This is a genomic window from Planococcus donghaensis (assembly GCF_001687665.2).
GTDB lineage: Bacteria > Bacillota > Bacilli > Bacillales_A > Planococcaceae > Planococcus > Planococcus donghaensis.
In genome coordinates, this window is record NZ_CP016543.2 from 2,234,531 (window position 1) to 2,259,506 (window position 24,976).

Annotated in this window: 21 protein-coding genes; 4 read left to right on the plus strand and 17 right to left on the minus strand. The window is 38.5% G+C overall.

Going from position 1 to position 24,976, the window contains the following annotated elements; genetic code table 11:
* Positions 1-205 precede the first annotated feature (205 nt).
* A complete protein-coding gene (locus tag BCM40_RS11230; protein ID WP_065525850.1) occupies positions 206-667 on the plus strand; it encodes a YkyB family protein in 462 nt (153 codons plus the stop codon).
* Positions 668-709: 42 nt separating this feature from the next.
* Here BCM40_RS11230 and BCM40_RS11235 read toward each other — a convergent pair whose 3' ends face one another.
* The 5 genes from BCM40_RS11235 to BCM40_RS11255 all read right to left on the minus strand — a co-directional run bounded on the left by BCM40_RS11235 (position 710) and on the right by BCM40_RS11255 (position 5,286).
* Entirely contained in the window at positions 710-1,570 is an 861-nt protein-coding gene (locus BCM40_RS11235; protein ID WP_065525849.1) for an NAD(P)-dependent oxidoreductase, read from the minus strand.
* A gap of 212 nt (positions 1,571-1,782) precedes the next feature.
* Positions 1,783-2,994 carry an MFS transporter gene (locus BCM40_RS11240; RefSeq protein WP_065525848.1) on the minus strand — a complete coding sequence of 404 codons (1,212 nt, stop codon included), beginning with the start codon at positions 2,992-2,994 and terminating at the stop codon, positions 1,783-1,785.
* A complete protein-coding gene (locus BCM40_RS11245) occupies positions 2,991-4,145 on the minus strand; it encodes a DUF58 domain-containing protein (protein WP_065525847.1) in 1,155 nt (384 codons plus the stop codon). The genes BCM40_RS11240 and BCM40_RS11245 overlap by 4 nt, the downstream gene beginning before the upstream one ends.
* Complete coding sequence (locus BCM40_RS11250) at positions 4,146-5,081, minus strand: AAA family ATPase (protein ID WP_065525846.1); 936 nt, start codon at positions 5,079-5,081, stop codon at positions 4,146-4,148.
* Positions 5,082-5,097: 16 nt separating this feature from the next.
* Entirely contained in the window at positions 5,098-5,286 is a 189-nt protein-coding gene (locus BCM40_RS11255; RefSeq protein WP_065525845.1) for a hypothetical protein, read from the minus strand.
* A 201-nt stretch (positions 5,287-5,487) separates the two neighbouring features.
* Between BCM40_RS11255 and BCM40_RS11260 the strand changes: the two genes are divergently transcribed.
* On the plus strand, positions 5,488-6,102 hold the full coding sequence (locus BCM40_RS11260) for a CPBP family intramembrane glutamic endopeptidase (protein WP_065525844.1): 615 nt from the start codon (positions 5,488-5,490) through the stop codon (positions 6,100-6,102).
* Between the two features lie 61 nt (positions 6,103-6,163).
* Positions 6,164-6,748, plus strand: a complete 585-nt coding sequence (locus BCM40_RS11265) for a hypothetical protein (RefSeq protein WP_065525843.1) — start codon at positions 6,164-6,166, stop codon at positions 6,746-6,748.
* A 56-nt stretch (positions 6,749-6,804) separates the two neighbouring features.
* On the opposite strand, the gene BCM40_RS11270 is transcribed toward BCM40_RS11265, so the two are convergent.
* From BCM40_RS11270 to BCM40_RS11315, 10 genes are all read right to left on the minus strand, one after another.
* Positions 6,805-7,248, minus strand: a complete 444-nt coding sequence (locus BCM40_RS11270; protein WP_065525842.1) for a MarR family winged helix-turn-helix transcriptional regulator — start codon at positions 7,246-7,248, stop codon at positions 6,805-6,807.
* A gap of 78 nt (positions 7,249-7,326) precedes the next feature.
* Complete coding sequence (locus tag BCM40_RS11275) at positions 7,327-8,676, minus strand: TrkH family potassium uptake protein (RefSeq protein ID WP_065525841.1); 1,350 nt, start codon at positions 8,674-8,676, stop codon at positions 7,327-7,329.
* 214 nt (positions 8,677-8,890) lie between these two features.
* Positions 8,891-10,102 carry an anti-sigma-I factor RsgI family protein gene (locus tag BCM40_RS11280; RefSeq protein ID WP_065525840.1) on the minus strand — a complete coding sequence of 404 codons (1,212 nt, stop codon included), beginning with the start codon at positions 10,100-10,102 and terminating at the stop codon, positions 8,891-8,893.
* A complete protein-coding gene (sigI, locus tag BCM40_RS11285) occupies positions 10,102-10,848 on the minus strand; it encodes an RNA polymerase sigma-I factor (RefSeq protein WP_065525839.1) in 747 nt (248 codons plus the stop codon). The genes BCM40_RS11280 and sigI overlap by 1 nt, the downstream gene beginning before the upstream one ends.
* Before the next feature lie 210 nt (positions 10,849-11,058).
* Positions 11,059-11,856 (minus strand): TerC family protein, encoded by a 798-nt coding sequence (locus tag BCM40_RS11290; RefSeq protein ID WP_065525838.1) that lies wholly within the window; start codon positions 11,854-11,856, stop codon positions 11,059-11,061.
* Positions 11,857-12,077: 221 nt separating this feature from the next.
* Complete coding sequence (locus tag BCM40_RS11295) at positions 12,078-13,157, minus strand: SDR family oxidoreductase (RefSeq protein WP_065525837.1); 1,080 nt, start codon at positions 13,155-13,157, stop codon at positions 12,078-12,080.
* A 76-nt stretch (positions 13,158-13,233) separates the two neighbouring features.
* Entirely contained in the window at positions 13,234-16,293 is a 3,060-nt protein-coding gene (locus BCM40_RS11300) for an efflux RND transporter permease subunit (protein WP_065525836.1), read from the minus strand.
* A gap of 176 nt (positions 16,294-16,469) precedes the next feature.
* The gene (locus tag BCM40_RS11305) at positions 16,470-18,038 is read right to left on the minus strand and encodes a peptide chain release factor 3 (RefSeq protein WP_065525835.1); all 1,569 of its coding nucleotides are present in this window, start codon (positions 18,036-18,038) and stop codon (positions 16,470-16,472) included.
* A gap of 105 nt (positions 18,039-18,143) precedes the next feature.
* Complete coding sequence (locus BCM40_RS11310; RefSeq protein ID WP_065525834.1) at positions 18,144-19,604, minus strand: UDP-N-acetylmuramoyl-L-alanyl-D-glutamate--2,6-diaminopimelate ligase; 1,461 nt, start codon at positions 19,602-19,604, stop codon at positions 18,144-18,146.
* A gap of 18 nt (positions 19,605-19,622) precedes the next feature.
* Complete coding sequence (locus BCM40_RS11315) at positions 19,623-20,675, minus strand: M42 family metallopeptidase (protein WP_065525833.1); 1,053 nt, start codon at positions 20,673-20,675, stop codon at positions 19,623-19,625.
* A 199-nt stretch (positions 20,676-20,874) separates the two neighbouring features.
* Here BCM40_RS11315 and BCM40_RS11320 point away from each other — a divergent pair, with 199 nt between their 5' ends.
* The gene (locus BCM40_RS11320; RefSeq protein WP_065525832.1) at positions 20,875-22,443 is read left to right on the plus strand and encodes an ATP-binding protein; all 1,569 of its coding nucleotides are present in this window, start codon (positions 20,875-20,877) and stop codon (positions 22,441-22,443) included.
* A 92-nt stretch (positions 22,444-22,535) separates the two neighbouring features.
* On the opposite strand, the gene BCM40_RS11325 is transcribed toward BCM40_RS11320, so the two are convergent.
* Positions 22,536-23,924, minus strand: a complete 1,389-nt coding sequence (locus BCM40_RS11325) for an aldehyde dehydrogenase (RefSeq protein ID WP_065525831.1) — start codon at positions 23,922-23,924, stop codon at positions 22,536-22,538.
* Positions 23,925-24,015: 91 nt separating this feature from the next.
* Positions 24,016-24,942 carry a Gfo/Idh/MocA family protein gene (locus BCM40_RS11330; RefSeq protein WP_065525830.1) on the minus strand — a complete coding sequence of 309 codons (927 nt, stop codon included), beginning with the start codon at positions 24,940-24,942 and terminating at the stop codon, positions 24,016-24,018.
* Between the last annotated feature and the right edge of the window lie 34 nt (positions 24,943-24,976).

Sequence of the window (24,976 nt, forward strand, 5' to 3'; positions counted from 1 at the left end):
AAACATCCCCCTTATCGACTCTGTAGTTAGATTAATGATTTTCACCTGCCAATACTTCGGTCAGGCGTTCTCACCTTCACTAATAGAGTTCTACAAAGATTATGACTTTTCCTTCTATTAGATACAGTCCTTTGGTATACAGTGTCTGGAAATTTTGATATGATAATATCGAACTACCACTAAATTGGATGAAAGGAATGAGTCCATGCCAACTGCAAAATCAGATTCAGATATCGCACAAGCCATTTTCACAGTTAATCGGCACGCAAAAACCGCTCCCGACAATCAATATTTATATGCACTTAAAAAAGAAGCATTAAATTTGATGATTGAAAAACAGCGTGCATTAAAACTTGGTTTACACTTCAGTAAAAACCCCCAGAAAAGTCAACAACAATCTTCCGTCCTCGTCAAATGCGGCAATTATTATTTTCACATGCTCCCGAAAAAAGAAGATTTTGCCTCACTTGAACATTTAGGTCACTTGGATGATACTTATCGAAATCCACCAAGTCGCATGAATTTAAAAGTGGCAAAAGAGATATTGCGGACGTTAACCGGATTGGAACCACATAAAAAAGAATCGACAACATCTAGTTTCTCTAAAACTTATCAACCAAGACAAATTGATCGTTTTTATTCTCCAAAAAAATCTTATTTTGATTAAGTATAAAAACAGCCGAAAACCATTAATGGTTTTCGGCTGTTTTTATGCTTTATAATGTTCAATTAAAGCTTGTGTACCATTTTCTTCATTTCCTTGTGCTGCAACTTTTTCATACATGCTGAGCGACATACGAAGCCCTGGTAAATCTAATCCCCAGTTCTCCGCTTCTTGCGCTGCAATCTTCATATCTTTAATAAAGTGTTTTATGTAAAAACCTGGTCGGAAATCTTCGTTGATCATTTTTGGCGCTAAGTTAGATAATGACCATGAACCGGCTGCACCTGAAGAAATCGATCGCAGTACCCGCTCTGGGTCTAAACCTGCTTTTTTCGCGTAAATAATCGACTCGCAAACACCAATCATGTTACTCGCAATGTTAATTTGGTTACACATTTTGGTGTGCTGTCCTGAACCTGCGGGACCTTGGAATACTATATTTTCACCGAATAAGTTAAGAATAGGCAAGATTTTCTTGTAAACTTCTTTTTCGCCACCAATCATAATGGATAAGACACCATTTTTGGCACCGATATCTCCTCCAGATACAGGAGCATCCAATGCGTGAAGCTCTTTTTCAGTAGCTACTTCAAAAATTCGTTGAGCCAATTGTGGCTGCGAAGTTGTCATGTCTACAAGAATTGTTCCTTTATTTGCATTTTCTAATAAACCATTTTCACCGAAATATACTTGTTCTACATCAGAAGGATAACCAACCATTGTAAAAATTACTTCACTAGTTTCAGCTACTTTCTGCGGTGAATCAACAAGTACTGCACCGGCTTCTACTAAATTTCCTGCTTTTTGAGCAGTGCGTGTATAAATAGAAACTTCATGCTGAGCGTCGAGCAAATGTTTGACTAAGCTATTCCCCATGACACCCGTTCCGATAAATCCCAGTTTCATATGTATATCCCCCTTTTAGTTTCATCTATAGTCTAGCAAAATTCTTCTAGATATACACTTATTAGAAATAAAAACGCTAGTAAAGAGATGATAAAACTGCATTGCCTTAAAAAAACACAAAAAAGAAGCCGACCCGTAAACGGACCGACCACAAAAGGGGGAAATGAGAATGTTGCTGTGTTCAAGTATACTATCCCCCTCTTGAAATGACTTTAAACATATTCTTTTAAATAATCATTTTTTATTTTTTGGATATCTTTTTTAAATTGGACAACTTGTGATTCTGGCAACTGTTTATCACCATACCGAATTTGGTCATATGTGTTGTAGAAAGCATCAGATACGTCCCACTTCATCCGACCTACCCACTCCCGGACCGTTTCGTAATCTCTTCTTCCTAACTTTTGTTCGTTAGCGGATTTTTCAAGTTCGCGAAAAGCTTCCCTTATTTGATGCAAATCCATTCGATACTCTAACGATTTTGTCGCAGTTGATACAACCGGTTCTGTTAATTGATGACGAGTTCTCTGGATGCTAGTGCTATTTTCTTGTATCGGTTCTTGTAATTGTGGCTTTGTTTTTCTCAGCCACAAAATGAGTACAATCAAGCACCCAAAAATGACAAGCCCTAGCAATATTTCTACCGGATAATCTGTTACCACCGCTTCATATACTGGCTGATCGCTTTGCGCCATTTTCTCTTCTGGTCCCAACTTGTCTATGGTTTCTTGCATTTCTTCTTCTGTCGACAAGCCTGACAAAAACTTTGTGATTCTCTCCATTAAAAGAGCAAGCGGCCAAAACAAGAGAGGAATGGCTCCGCCAACACCCCAGCCTATTCCGCGACGTACTTCATCAGCGATAAACAATGTAGCAATCGCTGCACCACTAGCCAAGCTAAAAGCAACAAGCAATGCACTCGCTCCTTGAGATAATCGCGCACCATTTGATTTAAAACGGCTGTATAGGTAAGTCACTTGAGAAACAGCATAAAACAGGATAGCTACGGGAACAATGGAAAAAAGCAACTGAGCTGACTGTTCTTCAGGATTTAGTAAAAGAAGAATCCAGCAAACGCTGAAAACCACAACAAACTTTACCAAAAAATGATGATCGTTACTAATCTCATTGTAAAAGCTTGAATACCTTCCATGGAGCATATAAATGATGAGCATACCTAAAAAGAGCGCGAGCCATAATGGGACTCCTACAAACCACATCATAAGCGTAGCAAGAAAAGAAATCCCAATTCCAACTACTAACCGATAAGAATAGATCGAAAATAATAAATAAGCACTTCCTGAAACGACTAAAGCAATTGCTATCCATCGCCAAACGATTGGCTGTTCAACGAAAACAAGCATTAAGGAAACGATAAAAGCATCAAGCATAAAATAGCGAAACGAGACAAAGCGGGAAATCATGCCAGATCACGTTCCTTTCTACTTGGTAAAACCGTCAACTGAGTTTGTTTTCTCCACTTTTCAATAAAATGAAGAGCGTCTTCTGGCTTATCGGTTAATAGGTATGTGGTGTAAGGCAATTCCGTATGGATGTCCAAATGCCCTAACATATTGCTAAAAGCCAAGGTTGCATTGTTTTTAGAAATGACCGAGAGCAGCTCCAATGCTTGTTGACGCTGCTTTTGCCCTTGTCCTGCAGACAAATACAAATACGGCATCTTTCCCGCTGAACGAATATTAACTGCTAACGCATAAGGCACACCTGTAATAAAACAATTCTCGATATACGAAGCCAGTTCTTCAATTCGTTTTTCTAAATTAGGAATAGTGCCATAATGTGAAGAAACATTCAATGCAAAAAGCATCGTTTCATTTGCTACTTGCGAAAAAATTTTTGTTTGGTAATTTTGCATTCTCACGCTGGCTTTCCAGTGAATTTGGTTGAATTGATCTGTTAAGACATAATCACGCGTCCCGATTGGTTGAAAGGCGTCATCAAACAATGAGTGCTTTAAATTGAATTCGCCTGGCTTTTGTGGAGACGGGGTATACCCAAAAGGATACTTCTGGAGCTTTGGAAACACGAGTTGCTCATGCAAAATTCTAGGCTGATACGCTAAGGTCACACTGCCTTCTCCAAATGGTTGAGGAATGAGCACTTCCATTTTCGAAATGCGAGAGATTCCTCTTTTTTTTCCTGTGACAGGCACCTCTATTTCGATGCTTTCGTTATGACCAATTGTAAAAGGCAGTTCAAGTTCTATTAAATCTCCAGTACTTATCTGCTGCTCTTCTGTTGGTTCCACTGCATGATGAAACCAAATTTTCAATTGACCACCCCAAATTGGCAAGCCTCCATTTTTGAAAGCTAGTTGCCAAGTTGAAACCCCATCATACAGCACACGTTTTCGCAGACGCTGGTTTTGAAAAACCAATTTTTTTCCCACTTGATTTAAATAATATATTTGCAGACCCACTATTGTTGTAACAAAAATAATGACCGCCGCCGCAGTAAACTGCAAAAACACCATAGCCATAAAAAACAAAACAAATAAAAATCCCAATACCCATTTCATGTTTTTCAAGTCATCTTCATGGCGCATCCATAGCATTTAAAATGCCTCTACCGGAGAAGAAAGTGAATTTACGATTTCTTGTAAAATCGCAGCCGACTCCTGAACAAGCATTCCTTCAGCAGTTAACAGTAAACGATGGACTGCCACCGGTTCTAATATGTATTTGACGTCATCTGGCGTAACAAAATCTCGGCCTTCAAGAAATGCTTTACCTTGCGCTGCATGAACAAGTGCTAAAGCCGCCCTAGAACTTAAACCAAGTTCGATCGACGGATGTTCACGCGTCGCTCGCACTAGTGACAGAATATATGTTTCAATGTCTTCATGTACAGCTACTTGCCCTGCATCTAGATGCCACTGTTGGACATCTTTCACTGACGCAACTGGCAAAATTTCTTTCTTGTGGGAGACGTTATCACGAAAATTTCGGATAATCGACAGTTCTTCTTCATAGGTTGGATAACCGATCTCTAACCGGAACAAAAAGCGGTCGAGTTGTGCCGCAGGTAGCGGAAAGGTTCCTTGTTGAGATTCGACAGGATTTTGAGTTGCAATAACGATAAACGGGTTTGGTAATTGAAGCGTATCTCCATCGATGGTCGCTTGTTTTTCTTCCATCGATTCTAAAAGACTCGACTGGGTCCTTGGAGTAGCGCGGTTGATTTCATCAGCCAGTAATAAATTTGTTTGTACGGGGCCTGCCCGCAATTCAAACTCTTGCGTTTTTGGATTAAAAAAACGAATGCCTGTCACGTCTGACGGCAAAACATCTGGTGTAAATTGGATTCGTTGAAACTGACCTGCAAATGATCCCGCAAATGCTTTCGCCATCCATGTCTTACCTGAACCCGGTACACTCTCAAGCAATACATGCCCCCCTTGAATCAAAGCGATTAGCATAAAGTCTATTTCTTTTTCCCTGCCCACGACCAAACGATTTAATTGTGCTTTAACTTGCGTTAAATTCTCCACCTATTCTCCCCGCTTCCTATTTTGATGGCTCTACCGTATAAGTATAAACAGTCGTGCCATGATGGTAAGCCGTCCCACGAAAGTGTTTAAAATCCTCACGTGCAATCAAAACTGTACGAAATTCTAAAAAGTCTTCTTTTTCAATGGTGATGGATTCAATAACGCCATTTTTCAAATCTTCTAGTTGCTGGTTGTAATCAGTCATGAATTGTTCTCCTTTTGCCTTAGTTTTGATAAGCTATTCTGTTATAATACTAAACGGATGATAAATATTGACGCTCAAAAAGTATACGAAACGACTATAAACAGTCTAAAAACCTGTTCTAGGCAATAGTATACAGCAAGAAAACAACTTAGACATCTTTGTCAATAAAGTCTCCATGGCTTTGAATTTAGGAGGATTTACATGATTAACTTTTTAAAGCAGCATCCGTTGATCTTGATGCTGCCCTTGGCTTTCTTTTTGTATAATTTAGCCTTTGAAAATACTGCGATTTTTTGGTATATGTACACATTTGCGACGCTGATTCTTATGTCTCTCGCTATCATATTCGTTAAAATTTTCGATGAGCTTGCCACATGGAAATTATTGGTTTACGGTATAATTTTTGGTACACTTTTATACGGAATCTTTTTCGCTGGTTATCAATTATTTCTTTTGACCCCGCTTGACGTAGCCGGCTCGATTGAAACGTTTCTTTCTAGATTTTCCCCTGTATCAATTTGGCACTATTTACTGCTGATGTTTATCATCGTACCAGGTGAAGAGATTTTTTGGAGAGGCTTAGTACAACAAAAGCTAAAGCAATATGTCTCTACACCTATCGCCATTCTAACTAGTTCCCTTTTATTTGGATTAGCGCTAGCACTGGGTGGGTTTTGGTTTGGTGCTTTAGCTGGTATTGTTGTCAGCTTGATTCTAGGGTTTCTTTATGAATGGAAAAAAAGCTTACCAGTCATTATCGTCGCTCATTTGGTCATGATTGTTTTGTTGTTTTTGATTATGCCACTATCTATATAAAGTGAAACATTCCTCCCGCTTAGACGTCTAATAGACAAACCAGCTAGGGAGGAATTTTTTTATGAAAAAGAACTTATTTTTATTGTCATCCGTTATGGTGGTTAGTTTGTTGCTCACAGCTTGTCTATCTCAGGAAGAAGATGAAGTGACTGAGCCTGTTGAATCGACAGAACAAGCACCTGCAGAAGAACAGTCAACTCCTGATGAAGGTGAATCGACAGAACCAGCAGGAACGCTAACACAAAGCGATGGACAAAATTACGAACTTTATGTACAAGATGGATATGAACTCACTGCAGAAGAACCAAATAAAGATGTGTTGTATGTAGCAGATAACACAGCTGTATTTACGCGTGTGGAAACATTCCCACTTGCTGAAGCCGACTATGACTTTGTAGTAAATACAATGAAAGAAACTTTGGCTGCTGTAAACCCCGATCAAGAGCCTGTTGAAGTCACTGATTTTGATCATAATAATGCTATGCAGTCTGTAGCATATACCATTCCAAGTGCTGAAGGCGCGGTTACCGGGATTGTCTATGAATTAGAAAATCTTATTGTACGCCTAACTATTTTTGACGACAGCTCAGTTAATGCTACTGATGACTTTATTGCTATGAGTAAAACGATTAAAGCAATTCAATAGTATATATGATTTAAAGCAATAAAAAACCTTCCGAAATTTCGGAAGGTTTTTTTGAGTCAGTATGATAAATCTTTAATCGATAAGCCAAGCTTTTTCATCAATTCGATGGCTTGGTCTTTTTCTTCACTTGATAACGCTTCAGTCAATTCATGTAACTTTTTTTCATGTTGCGGGAAGATTTCCGCCATGAATTCCTTGCCTGACTCCGATATTTCAGCATATGTGATTCGACGATCGCTTGGGCTGTTTACACGTGTGATATACCCTCGTTTTTCAAGCTTATCGATTACATAAGTAATAGAACCACTGGCTAAAAGAATTTTTCCACCAATTTTTTGTAGCGGTTGTTTCCCTTTATGGTACAACAATTCTAAAACAGCAAATTCAGTTGGGTTAACTCCACTTGCTTGAAAAAATTGGTTTGTTTGTTCAGTGATGGCTTTATGTGCGCGTGATAGCACGATAAATAATTTTAACGATTGTTTAATATCTTCGTCCATTTGGCTCACTCTTTCTACTGCTAAAATTGTATTACACTAATTATAGTTCTTTTTTCACAAAAATAATAGCTTTTCAGGTTACCCAATAATTACGCGTTCTTTTGGATAATGGAATTTTGTCGGATCTGTTTTACCGCCAATGGTGAATAAGAAGGAGATTAATCCTACACGCCCTACAAACATTAATGCCATTATAATAACTTTCCCAACATCTGACAAGTCACTTGTGATTCCTAACGACATTCCACATGTTCCAAAAGCAGAAGTGATTTCAAATATTATTTCAACAATTGTAGCTGCAGGCTCCGTGATAAGCAAAGCCAAAGTAGCGGCAAAAACTATAAAGAATGCCAAAAAGATAACCGCAAACGAACGGAAAACATCGATCAATTCAATTTCACGGTTAAATATTTGAATTGTATTTTTCCCACGCGCAAAATTAATCAAAAATAAAATCGCAATCGCAAAAGTTGTGGTACGAATGCCCCCTCCTGCAGAACTTGGAGATGCACCCACAAACATTAATGCACTCATAAAAGCATTTGTAGCATCACTAAATTGTGTGATGTCGACGGTCACTAACCCACCTGAACGCGATGAAACGGAATGAAAAAGTGAAGCAAATAGTGATTCATGCCAGGTCATGCCTTTAAATGCTCTGACCGATTCCAATAAAAAGATACCAATAGCTCCAACAGCTAATAAAACGGCAAAGATACTCGTCGTAATTTTCGTGAACAAAGAAAATCGGAAGTATTTTTGCTTGTTGGAGATAAATTCTTTTACTTCGATTAAAACTGGAAATCCGATAGCACCTAGAATGATCAGAATCATATTTATGATTTGAACAAAATAGTCATTGAAATAGGGCACTAATGATTCCCCAGTTATGTCGAATCCTCCGTTAGTCGTAGCTGTTATTGAGCCAAAGACACCATGGAGTAAAGCTTCTTGGAATGTCGGGAAATACTGTGTAAAGTAAATTGTCAGCACCAGTGCACCGACCGCTTCTATTAACAACATAATTTTCACAATTTCTCGTATTAGTTTGACGACCCCAGACATACTCGACTGATTATGATCGACCATGATTAACTGACGTTCACGCAACCCGATACGCTTACCAAAAAGAAGCCAGATAAATGTACCAATCGACATGATACCAATGCCACCTAGCTGCAAAACGGTCATTAGAACAAGAATACCAAAGACCGTATACGTATCAACAACGTTAATTACCGTTAAACCTGTTACACTTACAGCACTTACTGCAGTAAACAAGCTATCGATTAAAGGAATGGTCATTCCCGGTTTATGGACATTCGGTAACCTTAGTAATAAGAAGGAAACAGCAATTGCCACAAAATAATACGAAACAATCGCCTGTGCAGGTGTTAAATTCCGTACTTTTTGAAATGATTTATTCATAAGACATGGATTCCCTTCAGTGTTATACTCTCTCCTCATTCTATGAAAAGAATTGACAAAAAGAAAGAGAAATCGAAAATCTATTTAACTTAGATTTTCGCTTTCTCGTTTTTATGCTCTACTAGAGACTGATTATTGATTGAACTTAGCATAAAATCAGCCTCTTGTTATAAGCTTTCTGTGTTATAGAAAACAGTTTTTGTGTTATTAGCACCTATTTCCCTTCACTTTTGTTCTTGTGATCTTTTTCGTCTTTTATTCTTTTATCATGATTTTCTTCTTTGTTAATTGAGTGATTACCCTTAACAGAATCGGTTTTCATTTTTTCTTTTTTAACGTCTTTACTATTTTTCTCTATCTTTTTTTCTACTTTTCCTTCTATCTTTTCTTCTATCTTTTCTACTTTTTTCTCTACCTTTTCTTCTTGCTTCTCTTGCTTCTCTTGCTTCTCTACCTTTTTCTCTTCTTTCTTAATAAGCTTATCTTTTGGATCGGTCTTTGTTGGTTTTATTTCTTTCTCAGGTTTCGCTACAGGTGCATTATTAGGGGCGGTAGATGACTCTTTGGCATTACTTTTTTGCGTTGGTGTTTTTTGTTGCTGCTTTTCTTTTAGTGACTTATCCTCTTTTTTCTCTTCGGGAAGATCGGATGTTTCTTTACGTTTTTCAGTTTCTTCTTTTGGTTTTTTTATGCTGTTTTTTTCTTTTGAACTGTGTTGTTCCTTAACTTGTAGTGTAGATACCGGCATCTTATCTTGTTCTAATAATTGTTCTTTTGGTTCTACTTGGTTTTTTACTGTCACAGATTTTTTAATCATTTGGCCAACAGGCACTTGCTCTTTTTTCGCATCCCGCCATTGTTCTTTTGTGGCTTCTTTCATTTGAATTGCTACTAAATCGTTTTCAATTTCTAGGGAAAGGCTTAATACAACTTTTCTTATAGTTTGATCAAATTCTTTTCCATCTTCTTCGACCGCAGTTATTGTGACGTTTCTTGTCTGATCAGTCACAGCTAATTCAAGAACACGATTTAACACGGTTTGAAGGGAATTGTTTTCCCAGTCTCCTAGCTGATGAATCAACTCATGGCCATCGCTATTTAACTGGCGGACAGACACTACTTCATATTCCTCGTTTATCCCTAGTTCAACCCCTGGATTAACTTGTACTTGAACATAGCCATACGCTTCTTCAGCAGGAAATACTACTGATGACATAAACAAGACCATCATGGCAATAGCAGCTGTTATTGGAGCCATTGTCGGTAGCATGCTGCTAACTGACCTTTTTTCATCCGGATAAAATAGCACTTCTTCTCCTTTTAAAGGGTTGCCTACAGGAGTCCCTTTTACAAATTGACCATTTTTCAGTAAAAATATTGAGCGATTATCTTTTGATTTTATGCAAATTCCAGATTGTTTGTACATCAGTTTAACCGCCCTTTCAAATAATCTTTTAAGTAATACAAGTCACTCATCTGTAGTAAGGCCATTGCAATTATGTACTTTCGATTTCGTTCAATTGTTTTACGAGATACCTTTACTAGCTTTTCAATTTCTTTAATAGGCAATTTCTTCTTATCTAATAAATATTGTTTGTACTCATCTGTTTCCGCCACTAATTGAGCGATTTGAATCGCTGTGACACGGGCATCTAGATGAGCAGGAGAAACTTTAACCAGTATTTGAAACGACAAATTATATTCTTGTAATATTTCTTCGTACCGTGCTATTTCTTCGCTTCTCTTATGATTTTCTTGTTCGCTACTGTAAGCAATAGTTGCTGCATGATCTGCGATACCATTATGCTCTTCTGACTCTGATGCGGGCATAAAATCATGGCTAAACTCATCACGCCTGCTTTCTTTGCGTATAAAATCGATTATGCGTCTACGAATAACCATATGTGCAAAGGTTAAGAATGATGCATTATTATGTTGATCGAATTTATGTATTGCTTCATTAAATGCTGCTAAGGCAACGCTATATTCATCGTCATGATCATCGATATATCGTTTACACACTTGCGATGCTGTTTTTCTCATAAATGGTGAGTAATAGGATAGCAAATCGTGCAATACCTGCTCATCACCAGCTTGTACCTGTAATACCATTGTTTCAGCATCAGGTTTTTCAATTCGTCCCAATTTCCAGCCTAATGAAGCTAAAAGCACACCATTCACCCCTTTTCAAAGTCACCACCTATTAGATTGTAACTTTGCGGAACTAGATTTAAAAGAGGCATGTTTTTCTTTACCTTCCATTATTCGCTTTTAAAACGGTTCTTTTGTCCGTATTTACTTATTTTATTTTCCCCATAGAAAAAGGTGCATTGAATTAGATTCAATGCACCTTTTTTCGATTCTACTTTTTCAAGTAAATCCTTATTTTGCTTCCTGTTCTTTCGCTTGTTCTTTGTTTTGCTTTACTCCTAAAACTCCACCTACAACAACAATTCCAAGCAATACTGACCAGAAGACCAAAGTCCATGGTGTAGAGTGTGGGAAGTCATGAGGCAAAATGCCAACATTTTCGTGAGATAAAGTCATAACCAATAACTTCACTCCGACCCAACCCACAATAACAAATGCTGCTGTTTCAAGTTGTGGATATTTCTCAAGCAATTGTACAAATTTATGTGCAGCAAATCGCATGATGATAACACCGATTAAACCACCAGCTAACATCACCATAAACTGACCTGAGTTAATCCCACCAATATCTTTCATACCAAAAACATCTAAATGCGGCAATGTAACTGCTAACGCTACAGCTGCTAACATTGAGTCGATCGCAAAAGCAATATCTGCTAATTCAACTTTTAAAACAGTCATCCAGAAGCCAGAACCTTTTTTCTTCGGCTTTTCGTCCATGCCTTCTAAACTTTCATCTGTATCGCCTTTGCGCTGGTCATATATACTCTTAATCGAAATAAACAATAGATACGCTGCACCAAGTGCTTGAATCTGCCAAATGTTAACCAGCAGTGTAATCATAAATAACGCTGCAAAACGGAAAACAAATGCTCCTACTAACCCATAAAATAACGCTTTTTTCTGTTGTGCTTTTGGTAAGTGTTTAACCATTACTGCCATAACTACTGCATTATCTGCAGCCAATAACCCTTCAAGTCCTACTAAAACGAGTAAAACCCAAGCGTATTCCAATAATACTGCTTCCATTCTGCTTTCTCCTCCTGTTTTTTGCCAACAAAAAAGACCCTTGCCTAAATAAAGGCAAAGGTCTCGCTAAGCAAATTTCGTTTGCTATCACAACCGATGGCTACTAACCATGTATTGACGACTGTGAAATAGGTTTCCCTATAGCTACTCCCCCTTGACTGAAAGTCAAAGTGTATTGAGTTGTAATGTTAGTATAGCATCTTTTCAATTCATGTCATAGTTTAACGAATTAGGATTTGAAAGTTTTTGTCATTTTTATGTACATTGTAAAACTCCACCATTGCAGGCATCGTCTCTAAAAAATCGGCACACTGAATGTTACTGTTTGCTAGTAGGCGCTCTGCATTTTCTGTATCGAAATCTGCCGTCCACGTCAAATAATCCAAGGTTTCAATTTCAACCCCCAATGCTTTTCTGATTGGGGCAATCGATAAAGAAACTTTTGCTAAACGATGTGGCAAACGCCCTTTTGGCTGTTTCCCTGTCATTAACTGGACCATATTCCGATATACTTCTTCTACAGGGTGGGGATCGGGATCTGTTAAATGAACAGTTTGACCAGCTGCTGCATCTAATTTACTAAGGTACATAGAAGCCTCTAATATATAATCAATCGGTACCACATTAATATAAGATGTCGACCGTCCAACAAACGGAATAAACGGCAAAATTTTAACCCGATCAATTAAATTCAAGAAAAAATAAGGTCCGTCAAATTTGATGGTTTTGCCTGTAAGCGAATGTCCTCGAACAATGCCTGGTCGAATAATGGTGATTGGTAGTGATTTCTTTAGTTCATCTACAAGTAGTTCTGCTTCAAACTTGGTTTCTTCATAGAAGTTTTTAAAAGCAGCTGGTCTTTCTAATTCACTTTCGTAAATAACACCTTCTCTATTACCTGCTACATAGGCCGTACTAAAATAAACATACCGTTTTACATTTTGTAAATTTGAAACAAATTCATTAACATGACGGGTTCCTTCAACATTTACTTTCCATGCGAGATCTCTTGGGACTGCCAAATCATAAATGGCTGCTAAATGCCAAAAGGTCACTGTTTTTTCTTTGAAATATTCTTGGTCTTTGTTGCTTATGGCTAATCCAAGCTGAGTAATATCGCCTTCAATCAATTTAATCGCACGACAATTGGTTTCTTTTTCAATCCGTTTAGCTTCTGTTTCTGCTTTTTCTCGTTCGGATGGTAAAATAATGGCAGAAATCATTTCATGTTGAAGAGCATGCTGGTATATTAATTGACTGGCAATAAACCCAGGAAATCCGGTAAACACGATTTCTTCCATAACTTCATCCCCTTTTTATTCATCATACTAAATTTTCTGGTAATTTACAGCAAAAGAAAAAAGTAAACCCGAAGGCTTACTTTTTATTCATTCTTCTTGTTTGTCCGTCCAGTAAACTATAAACAATTGGAACAACATAAAGTGACAACAGTGTGGCACTAATTAATCCCCCAATAACCGTTATTCCCATGGGTTGATTGATTTCAGTGCCTTCGCCTATCCCAATTGCTAAAGGCAGTAACCCAAGGATAGTTGTTAAAGCTGTCATTAAAATTGGACGGCGGCGATCATGAACCGAGGTGACAATAGCATCATAAGAACCCATGCCATCTTCTTTCCGCTGATTGATGTAATCCACCAAGACAATCCCATTGTTTACAACTATACCGACTAGAACAAGCAATCCAATAACGGCTGTTATACTGACTGGAGTTTGAGTGATAAACAGCGCAATTGCTACCCCAATCGCCATTAGAGGAACAGTAAACATAATAACAAGTGGATATTTAAACGATTCGAACTGTGCAGCCATGGCGATATAGACAAGCACAATTGCTAGTAAAACCGCCAAAGACATATCATTAATCGAGTTATCGAGTAGTTCACGATCCCCACCAAATGAAACCATCGTACCGTCGTCTAAATCTAAAGCTTCAAGTTCTTCATCTACTTGGTCAGACATATCACCGAGTGTAATACTCGATTGATATTGTAGCGTAAAGGACACACTATCTGCCTGATCTACTCGTTGAATACTGACAGGTCCTTGTGCAACTTCAATATCAGCCAATTCTTGAAGTTCCACAAATTCTCCTGAAGGTGTTCGAAGAGATAAAGCACGAAGCTTTTCAAGACTATTTCGTTCCCCTTCTTCATATGCCACATAAACGCTTAAAACTTCATCATCTTCTGTCAATACTTGACTCGCAAGAACACCTCGTGTGATGTTGTTAACCGCTTGAGCTATCTGAACCGGCGGTAAACCATATTCAGTTGCTGCTTCGCGGTTAATCGTCATCTGAATTTCATCAATAGTTTCTTGGCGGTCATTTGTGAGCTCTGTTACTTCTGGAAGTTTTGTTAAAGCTTCTTCAATATCAACAACTGCTTTGTCTAATCGTAACCGGTTTGTATCTGTAACAGTGAAAGATAAATTGTTCGGCGAAGAGCCTGCAGCTGTTTGCAAGTCAAAGCTGACTAATGCACGTTCTCCAACAGTTTCCCGAATTCGTGGCTGCACGTCATCCACGAATTCAAAGATGGAACGATCGCGATCTGCTAAGTCAATTAACTTCACATAAATCTCAGCGACGTTCGCTTGTGCAGAGCCTTGTGCTTGTCCTTGTTGTGTTGATCCAACCAAACTAACGTACACATCAACATCTTCTTCTTGTTTTAATTCGTCTTCTATCAAATCAACAACTTCGTTTGTAGCTGTTCTAGAAGATCCGTTTTCAAGCTCGACTGAAACACTGACAAATCCTTCATCTGTAGCCGGGATAAACTCTGTACCCACTTGCATAACGCCAAAAGCACCAACAATCAATAGCACTAGCGCTGTAAACAATACTATAATGCGATTTCGTAGAGCCCAAACAACAGACCTTTCGAAAGCTTTAACACTCCTTGACGTGTCTTTTTGGATCTTCGGCTTACTCCCCGTTTTCCCTAACATTCTAGAAGCCATCATAGGAATAACAGTTAAAGCAACGGCCAAAGAAGCAAAAAGACTAAACGATATTGTTAGGGCAAATTCAAAGAAAATCTCTCCAATTAACCCTGATATGAAAATAACCGGGATAAAAACAGCTACGGTCGTAAGCGTAGACGCGATAATCGCACCTGACACTTCTTTGGCACCTTCTGATGCCGCTTTTTTAGCATTTTTCCCCATAGCCAAATGTCGTTCAATATTTTCAATAACAACAATCGCATTATCTACAAGCATTCCGATTCCTAATGCTAGTGCACCTAGCGTTAAAATATTTAAAGCGAAATCTGCAAAAAACATCAGAACAAATGTCACAATAACTGAATATGGAATCGCAACTCCAATAATAATTGGACTTTTAATACCTCGTAAGAAGTAGAAAAGAACAAGCATTGCAAAGATTCCACCAAGAACTAATGTCCGACCAATATTGCCAATTGCAAGTTTGACATAGTCACCTTGGTCAAACAGAATATCTGCTTGTACTCCTTCAAAACGATCTTCACTTAACAGTTCATCAAGTCGGTTTTGGAAAGCATCTGAAACCTCTGCTGTGTTGGCTTGAGACTCTTGAAGAGCTGATAACAATACCGCAGGCTCTTCGTTTGTTCTTGTTTCACTATTACTTTCACGTTCACTAATGTCTACTGTCGCAACATCGCCAATTGTTATGTTATCCCCTTCTAATGGATCGATCGTTAAAACTAAATCTCGAATCTCTTCTACGCTGGTTAACGTACTAATGATGCGCGTAGTTAAGTTACGACCATCTTCTGTTTCAATGGGTTCTCCAGGAAGTGAAATATTATTCGCTTGGATGAGTTGCACAACATCTGATTGTTGCAAGCCACGTTCTTCAAGTGCTGCTTGATCTAATTCGATTTGAATTTCTTCTATTAAAGAACCTGAAATGTTTACACTTGCAACTCCTTCTGTTTGGCGGAGTTCGGTTTCCAATTCTTCTGCAATTACGCGTACGTCTGCATCTGGATTGCTTGAGCGTAATGACAGTTGCAAAATCGGGAATTGCGCTGGGTCAAATTTTAAAAAGCGCGGATCATTCGCATCATCAGGTATCGGCGTTTGATCGATTCGTTGCGCAATATCCGGCTGGACATCATCAATATCGGTTGACCAATCAAATTCTAAAAGGATAAAATTTGATCCTTCTTGGCTATTCGACTGAATCGATTTAATGCCGGGTAACGTTGCTAAATTTGCCTCTAAAGGCTTTGTAATTTTTTCACTTACTTCTGTAGGACTAGCCCCTGGATAATTTGTGACTACCACACCTATAGGTGGGTTTAGTTCTGGAATTAACGTAATCGGAATTCGTGTAAATGAGACAATACCTAAAATGATTACTAAAAACATAATGACGATGGTAAAGACAGGCCGTTTTATGGAAAAATCACTTATTTTCATTTTTTTCAAACCCTCTCTTTACTTTGTTCTTTAATCATAAGAAAAATTTCCTACAACCGCAAATTTAATAGAGTGTGTTCACTCTTCTGACACTTTTCAAAAAAGAAAAAACTGCAGACAACTCGAATAAATCGAATTTGTCTGCAGTTGAAACCTGCCTAAACAGGTATTCACTTCTATAAAAGACTGTATAAACGAATGTCTGGATTTTTATCTTGGAACCAGCGTGTTGCAAACTCGTTCTCAAATAAGAATACATAGTTATCAAAACGATCACGCACAAGCATTGAACGTCCGCTTGACATCGATTCTTTCACATCTTCTTCATTTTCAATCCAACGAGCGATTTTATTGCCTACTGGCTCCATACGCACATCTACATTGTATTCGTTTTTCATCCGGTGTTCGAACACTTCAAACTGAAGTTGACCGACTGCACCAAGAATCACTTCTTCTAAATGCAATGTTTTGTAGTATTGAATGGCACCTTCTTGTACCAATTGAAGAATCCCTTTATGGAAATGTTTTTGTTTCATGACATTTTTGGCCGTTACTTTTACAAATAGTTCTGGCGTAAACTGTGGCAAACTTTCGAATTGGAATTTCTTCCCGCTCGTAATCGTATCTCCGATTTGATAATTCCCTACATCATGCAAACCGATGATGTCGCCCGCTACTGCTTCACTAACCATTTCACGATCATCCGCTAAAAATTGCGTGGTCTGAGATAACTTAATATTTTTTCCTGTACGCGCTAACGTCACGTTCATTCCACGCTCAAATTTACCTGATACGATGCGGACAAAAGCGATACGATCGCGGTGAGCTGGATTCATATTCGCTTGGATTTTAAAGATAAATCCTGAAAACGGCATTTCCGTTGGATCAATGATTTCTTCCTCTTGCGTAATACGTGGTTGCGGTGGTGGTGCAAATTGCAAATACGTTTCAAGGAATGTTTCTACACCAAAATTAGCCAATGCACTACCAAAGAACACAGGCGTCAATTCACCTTTTTTGACACGGTCAAATGAAAACTCATTGCCTGCCTCGTCCAACAAATCAATATCATCCATTGCTTGCGTGTAATAAGATGTTTTTTTCATTTCATGGTCTGCGATCAATCGACCGTTTTCATCTAAGTCAAGGAAACGTTCTCCTTCTGAACGGAAAGGTTCAACACGTTTGTTAAAACGGTCATAAATTCCGAGGAATTCTTTCCCCATCCCGATTGGCCAATTCATTGCATATGATTGAATGCCAAGAACTTCTTCAAGTTCTTCCATTAACTCTAATGGCTCTTTTCCTTGACGGTCCATTTTATTGATGAACGTAAAAATTGGTATACCGCGCATTTTACATACTTTAAATAGTTTGACAGTTTGCGCTTCAATCCCTTTAGCCACATCAATAATCATCACTGCGCTGTCTACTGCCATTAAGGTACGATACGTATCTTCACTGAAATCTTGGTGTCCAGGTGTGTCTAAAATGTTGACGCGATGACCATCATAGTCGAATTGCATAACGGAAGAAGTTACAGAAATTCCGCGTTGTTTTTCAATTTCCATCCAATCGGAAGTAGCGAACTTGCCGCTTTTTTTCCCTTTTACTGTTCCGGCATCACGAATAGCTCCACCAAATAACAATAATTTTTCAGTTAACGTCGTTTTACCAGCATCTGGGTGGGAGATGATGGCGAAGGTTCTTCTATTTTGAATTTCATTCTTTAATTGGTCTGACATGTTTATACGCTCCTTTAATCTACTCTCTTCATATTAGAGAAGGGGACTGAAAAAAACAAGGAATTTTAATGTCTACAGAAAAAAGAAGCCATTATAGGCTCCTTTTTACTGAAACTTTTTCAACGCTTGTTGTATCGCAATTTCTTTATCACTGTGTGGGTACTTCGTATTCCCCACGATTTGGTAGTCTTCATGCCCTTTTCCAGCAAGGATGATAATGTCACCAACTTCAGCTTGCTCTATGGCATGCTCTACTGCTTTTGCACGATCACCAATGCATGCGAAATTGCTATGGGTCATGCCTAATTCCAAATCACCTAAAATACTGTCATACGCTTCATCGCGTGGATCATCGGTTGTTAAAACAACGTAATCTGCAATCGAGGCTTTTTCAGCCATAATTGGACGCTTCGTTTTATCACGGTTGCCACCTGTACCCACTAAGAAAATAATCCGGTTCTTTTTAAAATCTTGAACGGCGTCAATTGCTTTTTCGATTGCATCAGGGGTATGAGCATAATCGATAAAAATCGATATAGGCGCTTCGACTTCAACTTTCTGCATACGTCCTTCTACAGGTGCAATTGTCGCGAGTGCTTTCAAAATTTCGTCAAGCTTGTATCCTTCTGCATACAAAGCTGCAATTGAGGCGAGCGCATTCGAAACATTAAACTCACCAAGCAGTTTCATTGTTACGGGGAATTCACCTTCTACACAAGTCAATGTAAAGTTTGTGCCCGTATGCATCAATTGAATGTCTTTTGCCTGAAACTGGGCATCGTTTTGAATGCCGTAAGTGTATACCGGATGAGGCGTCATTTTTGCGAGTTCTTTAGACCACGGATCATCAGCATTTAAAATTGCTTGCTTTTGATTGGCCAGATCTTGCCCGAGTTGTGAAAATAACAGAGCTTTGGCATGTCCATACTCTTCCATCGTTCCATGGAAATCCAAATGATCGTGCGTCAAATTAGTAAAAATAGCGGTATCAAATTCCACACCAGCTAGACGCCCTAAAACTAACCCGTGCGATGAAACTTCCATTGTCATATGCGAACAATCTTCGTCTCGTGCACGTGCAATCATTTGTTGAGTTGTTAGGACATCGTTTGTTGTATTTGCTGATGGATGCAATTGTCCATTTAAATTAAAACCAATTGTTCCTGTCAACGCTGACTTTTCGCCCAACTCCATTAACATTGAATGCAAAATACCTGCTACACTCGTCTTGCCATTAGTTCCGGTAACTCCAATCATATGCAAAAGCTTAGATGGATAATCGTAAAATTTAGTCGCTAAAAGTCCGAGTGTTCGCGAGGTGCTTTCAACTTCCACTACCGTCGCATTGTCAATCGTCATTGGTTTTTCAGTAATAATGAGTGTTGCTCCTTGATTTGCTGCTTGTTGCGCAAAATCGTGGCCATCGACTGTATAACCTTTGATACAAATAAAAGCCGAATTTGCTTTTATATCACGAGAGTCAATTGTTAAATGCTCAATATGTTCTGGTAACTCTCCTTTAATTTGTTTATAAGGAATTGACGCTAATAATTCTTTGCTGTTCATGAAATCCTCTCCTAACTCTTATGAAACCAATGGAGACAATACATATGCATAGAGCAATGCTGCCGCCGCTTTTAAGGAATCGATATGCGTACGTTCATACGAATGGGAAGCTTCAATTCCAGGACCAAACAAGGCGTGCTTAATATCATGCCCTGCACTAATCGCAGCTGATGCATCCGAACCGTAATATGGATAAATGTCTACTTTATAGTCAATGGAATTCGTTTGCGCTAAAGCAATCAAGTGACGAGTCAAACCGTAATGATAAGGACCGCTTGAATCTTTTGCACAAATGGAAACGGTATATTCGTCTGATTCTTGTCCGTCTCCAATAGCGCCCATATCAACCGCAATGTATTCTTGGGTTTCGAGTGGGATACTTGCGTTTCCACCGTAGCCAATTTCTTCATTATTGGAAATATAAAAATGAGTGGTGTATGGCAATTGCTCTTTGGTTTCACTCAAATGTTTAACTAATTGAAGAACTAAAGCGGTACTGGCTTTATCGTCTAAATGACGGGATTTAACATATCCAGACGAAGTTGCTTCAAATCTTGGCTGAAACGAAACAAAATCTCCCACTTCGATCCCTAGACTACGCACGTCATCTTTAGAAAAGGCTTTCTCATCTAACCGTACTTCCATATTATCTGCATTGCGTTCTGCCGTACCTGCATCTTTATAAACGTGAACAGTTGTTTGATGCAACAAAATCGTTCCTGAAACTGTTGAGCCGTCCGCTTTATGTATTAGGCAATTTTCACCTTCGATAGCATTAAATTTAAAACCGCCTACTAAAGATAATTTTAATCGACCGCTTGGTTTAATTTCTTTTACCATTGCGCCAAGTGTATCGACATGTGCCGTTAATAACCGATGTTGCTCTTGATTTTCTCCAGGGATCGTCGCAATTACAGCCCCTTTGTGAGTCGTTTTATATTCAACATTCCACTGTGTCAATAATGCACTGATTTTTGACATGACGTCCATTGTATATCCCGATGGGCTTGGAATTTCCACTAATTCTTTTAATAAATCGACCGTTTCGTTTTGATTCCATTGATAAGTCATCATTATCACTCCTCGATCTTATAATCATATCAAAATCATAGATGTTCGCACAGTCCTGACTTATAGTATTATAGTATAAGTTGAACTCAAAACTATGTTTCTATGTGTTTTCGAACTTATCTTTTAACAAAAACAGGCGTTTACTACTAAACGCAGCTTATTCGTTTAAATTACATTCTTAAAAATACCGAGGTGTCTAATGGAAAGCAAGCTTATCAATCGTAAAAGAAGTCAATTATTTATCCATATATATGGAGCCCTAAGTATTTTTCACTTTCTGCTCAATCAAATAGTAGATAGTAACGCCGCTATCGTTTCTCCACTTTTTGGAATTTCTTCTTATTTTTTGTTGCTGTTACTCATCACTAAAGCAAATGAGCGTACGTTGCAATACGCGATTCTTTTTGCCATGAATTTGTACATATTCATTTTGAATTTCGAATCTTTTGCTCCGATTACGCTTGTTTATTTTGTTGTCCCTATTATTATATGTGCTTTATACAATGAAACAAAACCTCTCTTATTTCTAGGACTCGTAACAGCGATTGAATTTGTGTTATTTCTCACCATATACGATCGCTTTGTGCCAGGAGCTTCGCTTTCTTATATTCAATTATCCATTGTTGTTTTTACTTCCAGTGTGTTTTTCCTTACATTGCTTCACAGTCTTTACTTTAGCCATTATTGGAAACAATTAGAGACCAAAAATGCATCAATGGAAAAGGCGTTATTATCAAAAGAAGGTTATTTGCAATTGTTTTTTGAAACAGCAAAAGATGCTATTGCCGTTTTCGATTCAGAAGAAAAAATCATTGCGGTCAATCCGGCTTTTGAAGAATTATACGGCTGGACTTCCGAAGAATGCATCGGCCAAACTTTGCCTTTTTATCCGCTTGAAAATGCACTAGCTGTTAAAATGCGTGCACAACAAGTTCGCAGAGGAAAAAGTTACTCCCTTTTAGAAACTGAAGAAGCCCGGAAAGATGGCAGTCGCTTTTTTGCACAGATTACGTTGTCGCCTATTCTTGATGATTCCGAAAAAATAATTGCAACTTCCATGATTTCACGTGATATTAGTTATCAAAAAGAAGCCGAAAAGCTAATTGTTCAAACTGAAAAACTAAAGCTTGCTGGTGAAATTGCGGCCGGTGTTGCCCATGAAATTAGAAATCCGATGACAGTGATCTCCGGTTTTATCCAGATGATGCATCATGATTCAAAACATCCCTTCCCAGAGTATACGGAGCTGATTCAGTCAGAGTTAGACCGAATCAACTTGATCATTAGTGAATTTTTGGTGTTGGCCAAACCTCAAGCTGCAACATTGAAAGTCTTTAGTGTCCAAAAAGCGTTAGATGACATTCTTCTATTATTTAGTTCCGAGTTGAATATGAATGGCATCACTTTGATAAAAGACTGGGAAAAAGATTTTCAGTTAAATGGAGAAGAGCATCATTTAAAACAAGTTTTCATTAATCTATTAAAAAATGCTGTAGAATCTATGCATCGACCAGGAGAAGTACGGGTTGCTTTAAAAACTGAAGACAATGACATGTTCTCCATTTCTTTTGAAGATACCGGAAAAGGCCTTTCGGAAAAAGAATTGAATGAGATTTTCGAACCTTTTTATACCACGAAAGCAAGCGGTACAGGATTAGGATTAATTGTTTCTCAAAAAATCATTCAAGAGCACAAAGGCAAGCTCTCCATTTCAAGCTCTAAAGGGATTGGCACAGTGGCTAAAATTCTTTTAAAGCAAACTGGGTAACATAGAAAAAGCGAGCAACTAAGCAGTTGCTCGCTTTCTTTTTTTGTACACTTGGCACAAATTACTCTTCCTAAAAACAATCCGTAGGACGTTTATTTCAGGACTGTTTTTATCCATTTCGCTTTGTTTTTATAAGGCGGAAAAAGAATATTGGTTGACAATTTAGTAGATTTTTTCAAAATGGACTTGGCATGTGTAAAGGTTTCAAAACTAGATTTTCCGTGATAAGAATTTATCCCAGATGTACCGACCCCGCCAAATGGCAAGTAAGCACTCCCCACATGAGAGACCGTATCGTTAATACAACCACCACCGAATGGCAATTGCTCTAAGAAAAATTGCGTTGCGCGGTCATTTTCTGAGAAGAAATATGCCGACAACGGTTTAGGCAGTTTGCGAATTTGGCGCAGCAATAACGGTAAATCGGTATAGCTAATAATAGGTAAAATCGGTCCGAAAATTTCATCTTCCATTGAAGGACTATCCCATCCTACTCGATCTAATAAAACGGGTTCGATATACAAGTCAGCGCGGTCCATCTTGCCCCCATAAACAACTTGGTTGGCTTCTTTTTGGACAATTTCTGCTAAACGATCAAAATGCTGCGTGTTAACGATGCGTCCATAATCCGGACTTTGTTGTGCGTCTTTGCCATAAAAGTTTTGAATCGTTTTCGTTAATTTTTTTATAAATTCATCTTTAACCGATTCGTGGACACAAATATAATCCGGTGCCACACATGTTTGGCCTGTATTCATCAATTTACCCCAGGCAATACGTTTTACAGCCAAATCGAGATCTGCCGTTTGGTCGACAATTGCCGGACTTTTCCCACCAAGCTCTAGAGTAATCGGAGTTAAACGCTCTGATGCTGCTTTCATAATGACTTTCCCGACATTGACACTGCCTGTGAAGAAAATATAATCAAATGGCGCATGGATCAATGCTGTTACTTCTTCCCGTTCGCCTTCAACTACACGAATGTAGTAAGAAGGAAATGCTTCTTCAATAATTGTTCGAATTACTTTTGCTACATTTGGCGTTGCTTCAGATGGCTTCACAATTGCACAATTCCCACCAATAATAGCGCCAATTAACGGTTCCATCACTAACTGGAATGGATAATTAAATGGCCCAATGATCAATACAGAGCCATACGGTTCGTGTATAACAAAGCTTTTTGCTGGTTGCAAGTGAAGTGGTGTTTTAACTTGCTCTGGTTTCATCCAGTCTTCTAAGTTTTTTGCCATTGTGCTGATGCTATCAAGCACAAAACCGACTTCTGTGGCATAGGCTTCAAACTCACTTTTGCCTAAGTCTTTTTTCAAGGCATCGATTATATCAGTTGCATGAGATTGGATAACGCTTTTTAAGCGATATAATTGTTCAATTCGAAAAGCTGCTGGTTTTGTATCACCTGTATAAAAATATGCTTGTTGTTCTTCAATCATGCGGTCTACATCAGTTGCAGTAAAATTCATTGTCCAACCTCCTCTAAGTTTCTTCATTATACCCATCAAGCCAGTTGATACGCTAAGCTAATGACTCCGATTATTTTCTGTTTGCCAATACCTAGTCCATTAATAAATGATCAATATAGCGCTGAACAATTAACCCTTCTTTAAAATTAACTAACAACGTCGATTGCTCGTTCATTTCGTCAAAAAGCGAAGGCACGTCTTTGAAATCGCTAATCAATTGACGGTCTTCTCCTTTTACCGACTCGTAAAGGGTTGTCCAATTTTCCAACGTTAACACCCCTTGTTCGCCATACACTTTAAACTGCAATAACTCTTTTTGACCGATGTTACTAATTCCCGTCAATAGAAACGGAATTTGGTCTTCAGTGAGTCCATGTGCAATCATCCCTGTTTCACATTTATCTGCTTGTTCTGGATAAGTAATGTGATGGGAAGTAAAGGATAATTCACCAAACAATCGGTTCATTAATTGAAAATAGTGAGGAAAAACTTCACGAACAAACCCGCCTTGATTTCTCGAACCAATCCATGGATTTTGCTGCCACAGTCTTGGCCAGTCTGGGAAAAAAGTTTGAAGTTCAATGCGAACAACTTTCCCAATGTGTCCGGTTTTAATACGCTTGGACATTTCACGAATGACCGGTTTATACATTAATGGAAAATGCATCGCCGTTTGTACTCGATTGTTTTGCACGGATGCTACCATCGATTCGCCAGCTTCCACATTATGGGCTAATGGTTTTTCACACAATATATTAATCCCTGCACTCGCCGCCAGCTCCGCAATTTCTGCATGGAACGCGGGTGGCGTCGCAATATACACCCAATTTATATCCGAATGAAGGACATCTTCGACAGATTTCGCCATCGGAATTCCATAGGTTTGGCTAATTTCTGTAAGTCGTTCAGTTTGTTCATCGTAAACGATTTTTATTTCTACGCGACTTTCCTCTTGTTGCAGTTGTTTTATAATACGTTCTCCTATAATTCCCGCTCCAATGATGCCAATTGAAATCATCCATTATCTCTCCTTTAAAGCTTTTCGGCTTTTT

Bases quoted from the DNA above. Each gene is read 5' to 3' on its own strand.
- BCM40_RS11245 (WP_065525847.1), bottom strand. From the start codon at position 4,145: ATGCTATGGATGCGCCATGAAGATGACTTGAAAAACATGAAATGGGTA.
- BCM40_RS11300 (WP_065525836.1), bottom strand. From the start codon at position 16,293: ATGAAAATAAGTGATTTTTCCATAAAACGGCCTGTCTTTACCATCGTC.
- BCM40_RS11260 (WP_065525844.1), top strand. From the start codon at position 5,488: ATGATTAACTTTTTAAAGCAGCATCCGTTGATCTTGATGCTGCCCTTG.
- BCM40_RS11315 (WP_065525833.1), bottom strand. From the start codon at position 20,675: ATGACTTATCAATGGAATCAAAACGAAACGGTCGATTTATTAAAAGAA.
- BCM40_RS11275 (WP_065525841.1), bottom strand. From the start codon at position 8,676: ATGAATAAATCATTTCAAAAAGTACGGAATTTAACACCTGCACAGGCG.
- BCM40_RS11295 (WP_065525837.1), bottom strand. From the start codon at position 13,157: ATGGAAGAAATCGTGTTTACCGGATTTCCTGGGTTTATTGCCAGTCAA.
- BCM40_RS11255 (WP_065525845.1), bottom strand. From the start codon at position 5,286: ATGACTGATTACAACCAGCAACTAGAAGATTTGAAAAATGGCGTTATT.
- BCM40_RS11305 (WP_065525835.1), bottom strand. From the start codon at position 18,038: ATGTCAGACCAATTAAAGAATGAAATTCAAAATAGAAGAACCTTCGCC.
- BCM40_RS11290 (WP_065525838.1), bottom strand. From the start codon at position 11,856: ATGGAAGCAGTATTATTGGAATACGCTTGGGTTTTACTCGTTTTAGTA.
- BCM40_RS11325 (WP_065525831.1), bottom strand. From the start codon at position 23,924: ATGAATTTTACTGCAACTGATGTAGACCGCATGATTGAAGAACAACAA.
- BCM40_RS11320 (WP_065525832.1), top strand. From the start codon at position 20,875: ATGGAAAGCAAGCTTATCAATCGTAAAAGAAGTCAATTATTTATCCAT.
- BCM40_RS11330 (WP_065525830.1), bottom strand. From the start codon at position 24,942: ATGATTTCAATTGGCATCATTGGAGCGGGAATTATAGGAGAACGTATT.
- BCM40_RS11240 (WP_065525848.1), bottom strand. From the start codon at position 2,994: ATGATTTCCCGCTTTGTCTCGTTTCGCTATTTTATGCTTGATGCTTTT.
- BCM40_RS11310 (WP_065525834.1), bottom strand. From the start codon at position 19,604: ATGAACAGCAAAGAATTATTAGCGTCAATTCCTTATAAACAAATTAAA.
- BCM40_RS11265 (WP_065525843.1), top strand. From the start codon at position 6,164: ATGAAAAAGAACTTATTTTTATTGTCATCCGTTATGGTGGTTAGTTTG.
- BCM40_RS11230 (WP_065525850.1), top strand. From the start codon at position 206: ATGCCAACTGCAAAATCAGATTCAGATATCGCACAAGCCATTTTCACA.
- BCM40_RS11280 (WP_065525840.1), bottom strand. From the start codon at position 10,102: ATGTACAAACAATCTGGAATTTGCATAAAATCAAAAGATAATCGCTCA.
- BCM40_RS11235 (WP_065525849.1), bottom strand. From the start codon at position 1,570: ATGAAACTGGGATTTATCGGAACGGGTGTCATGGGGAATAGCTTAGTC.
- BCM40_RS11270 (WP_065525842.1), bottom strand. From the start codon at position 7,248: ATGGACGAAGATATTAAACAATCGTTAAAATTATTTATCGTGCTATCA.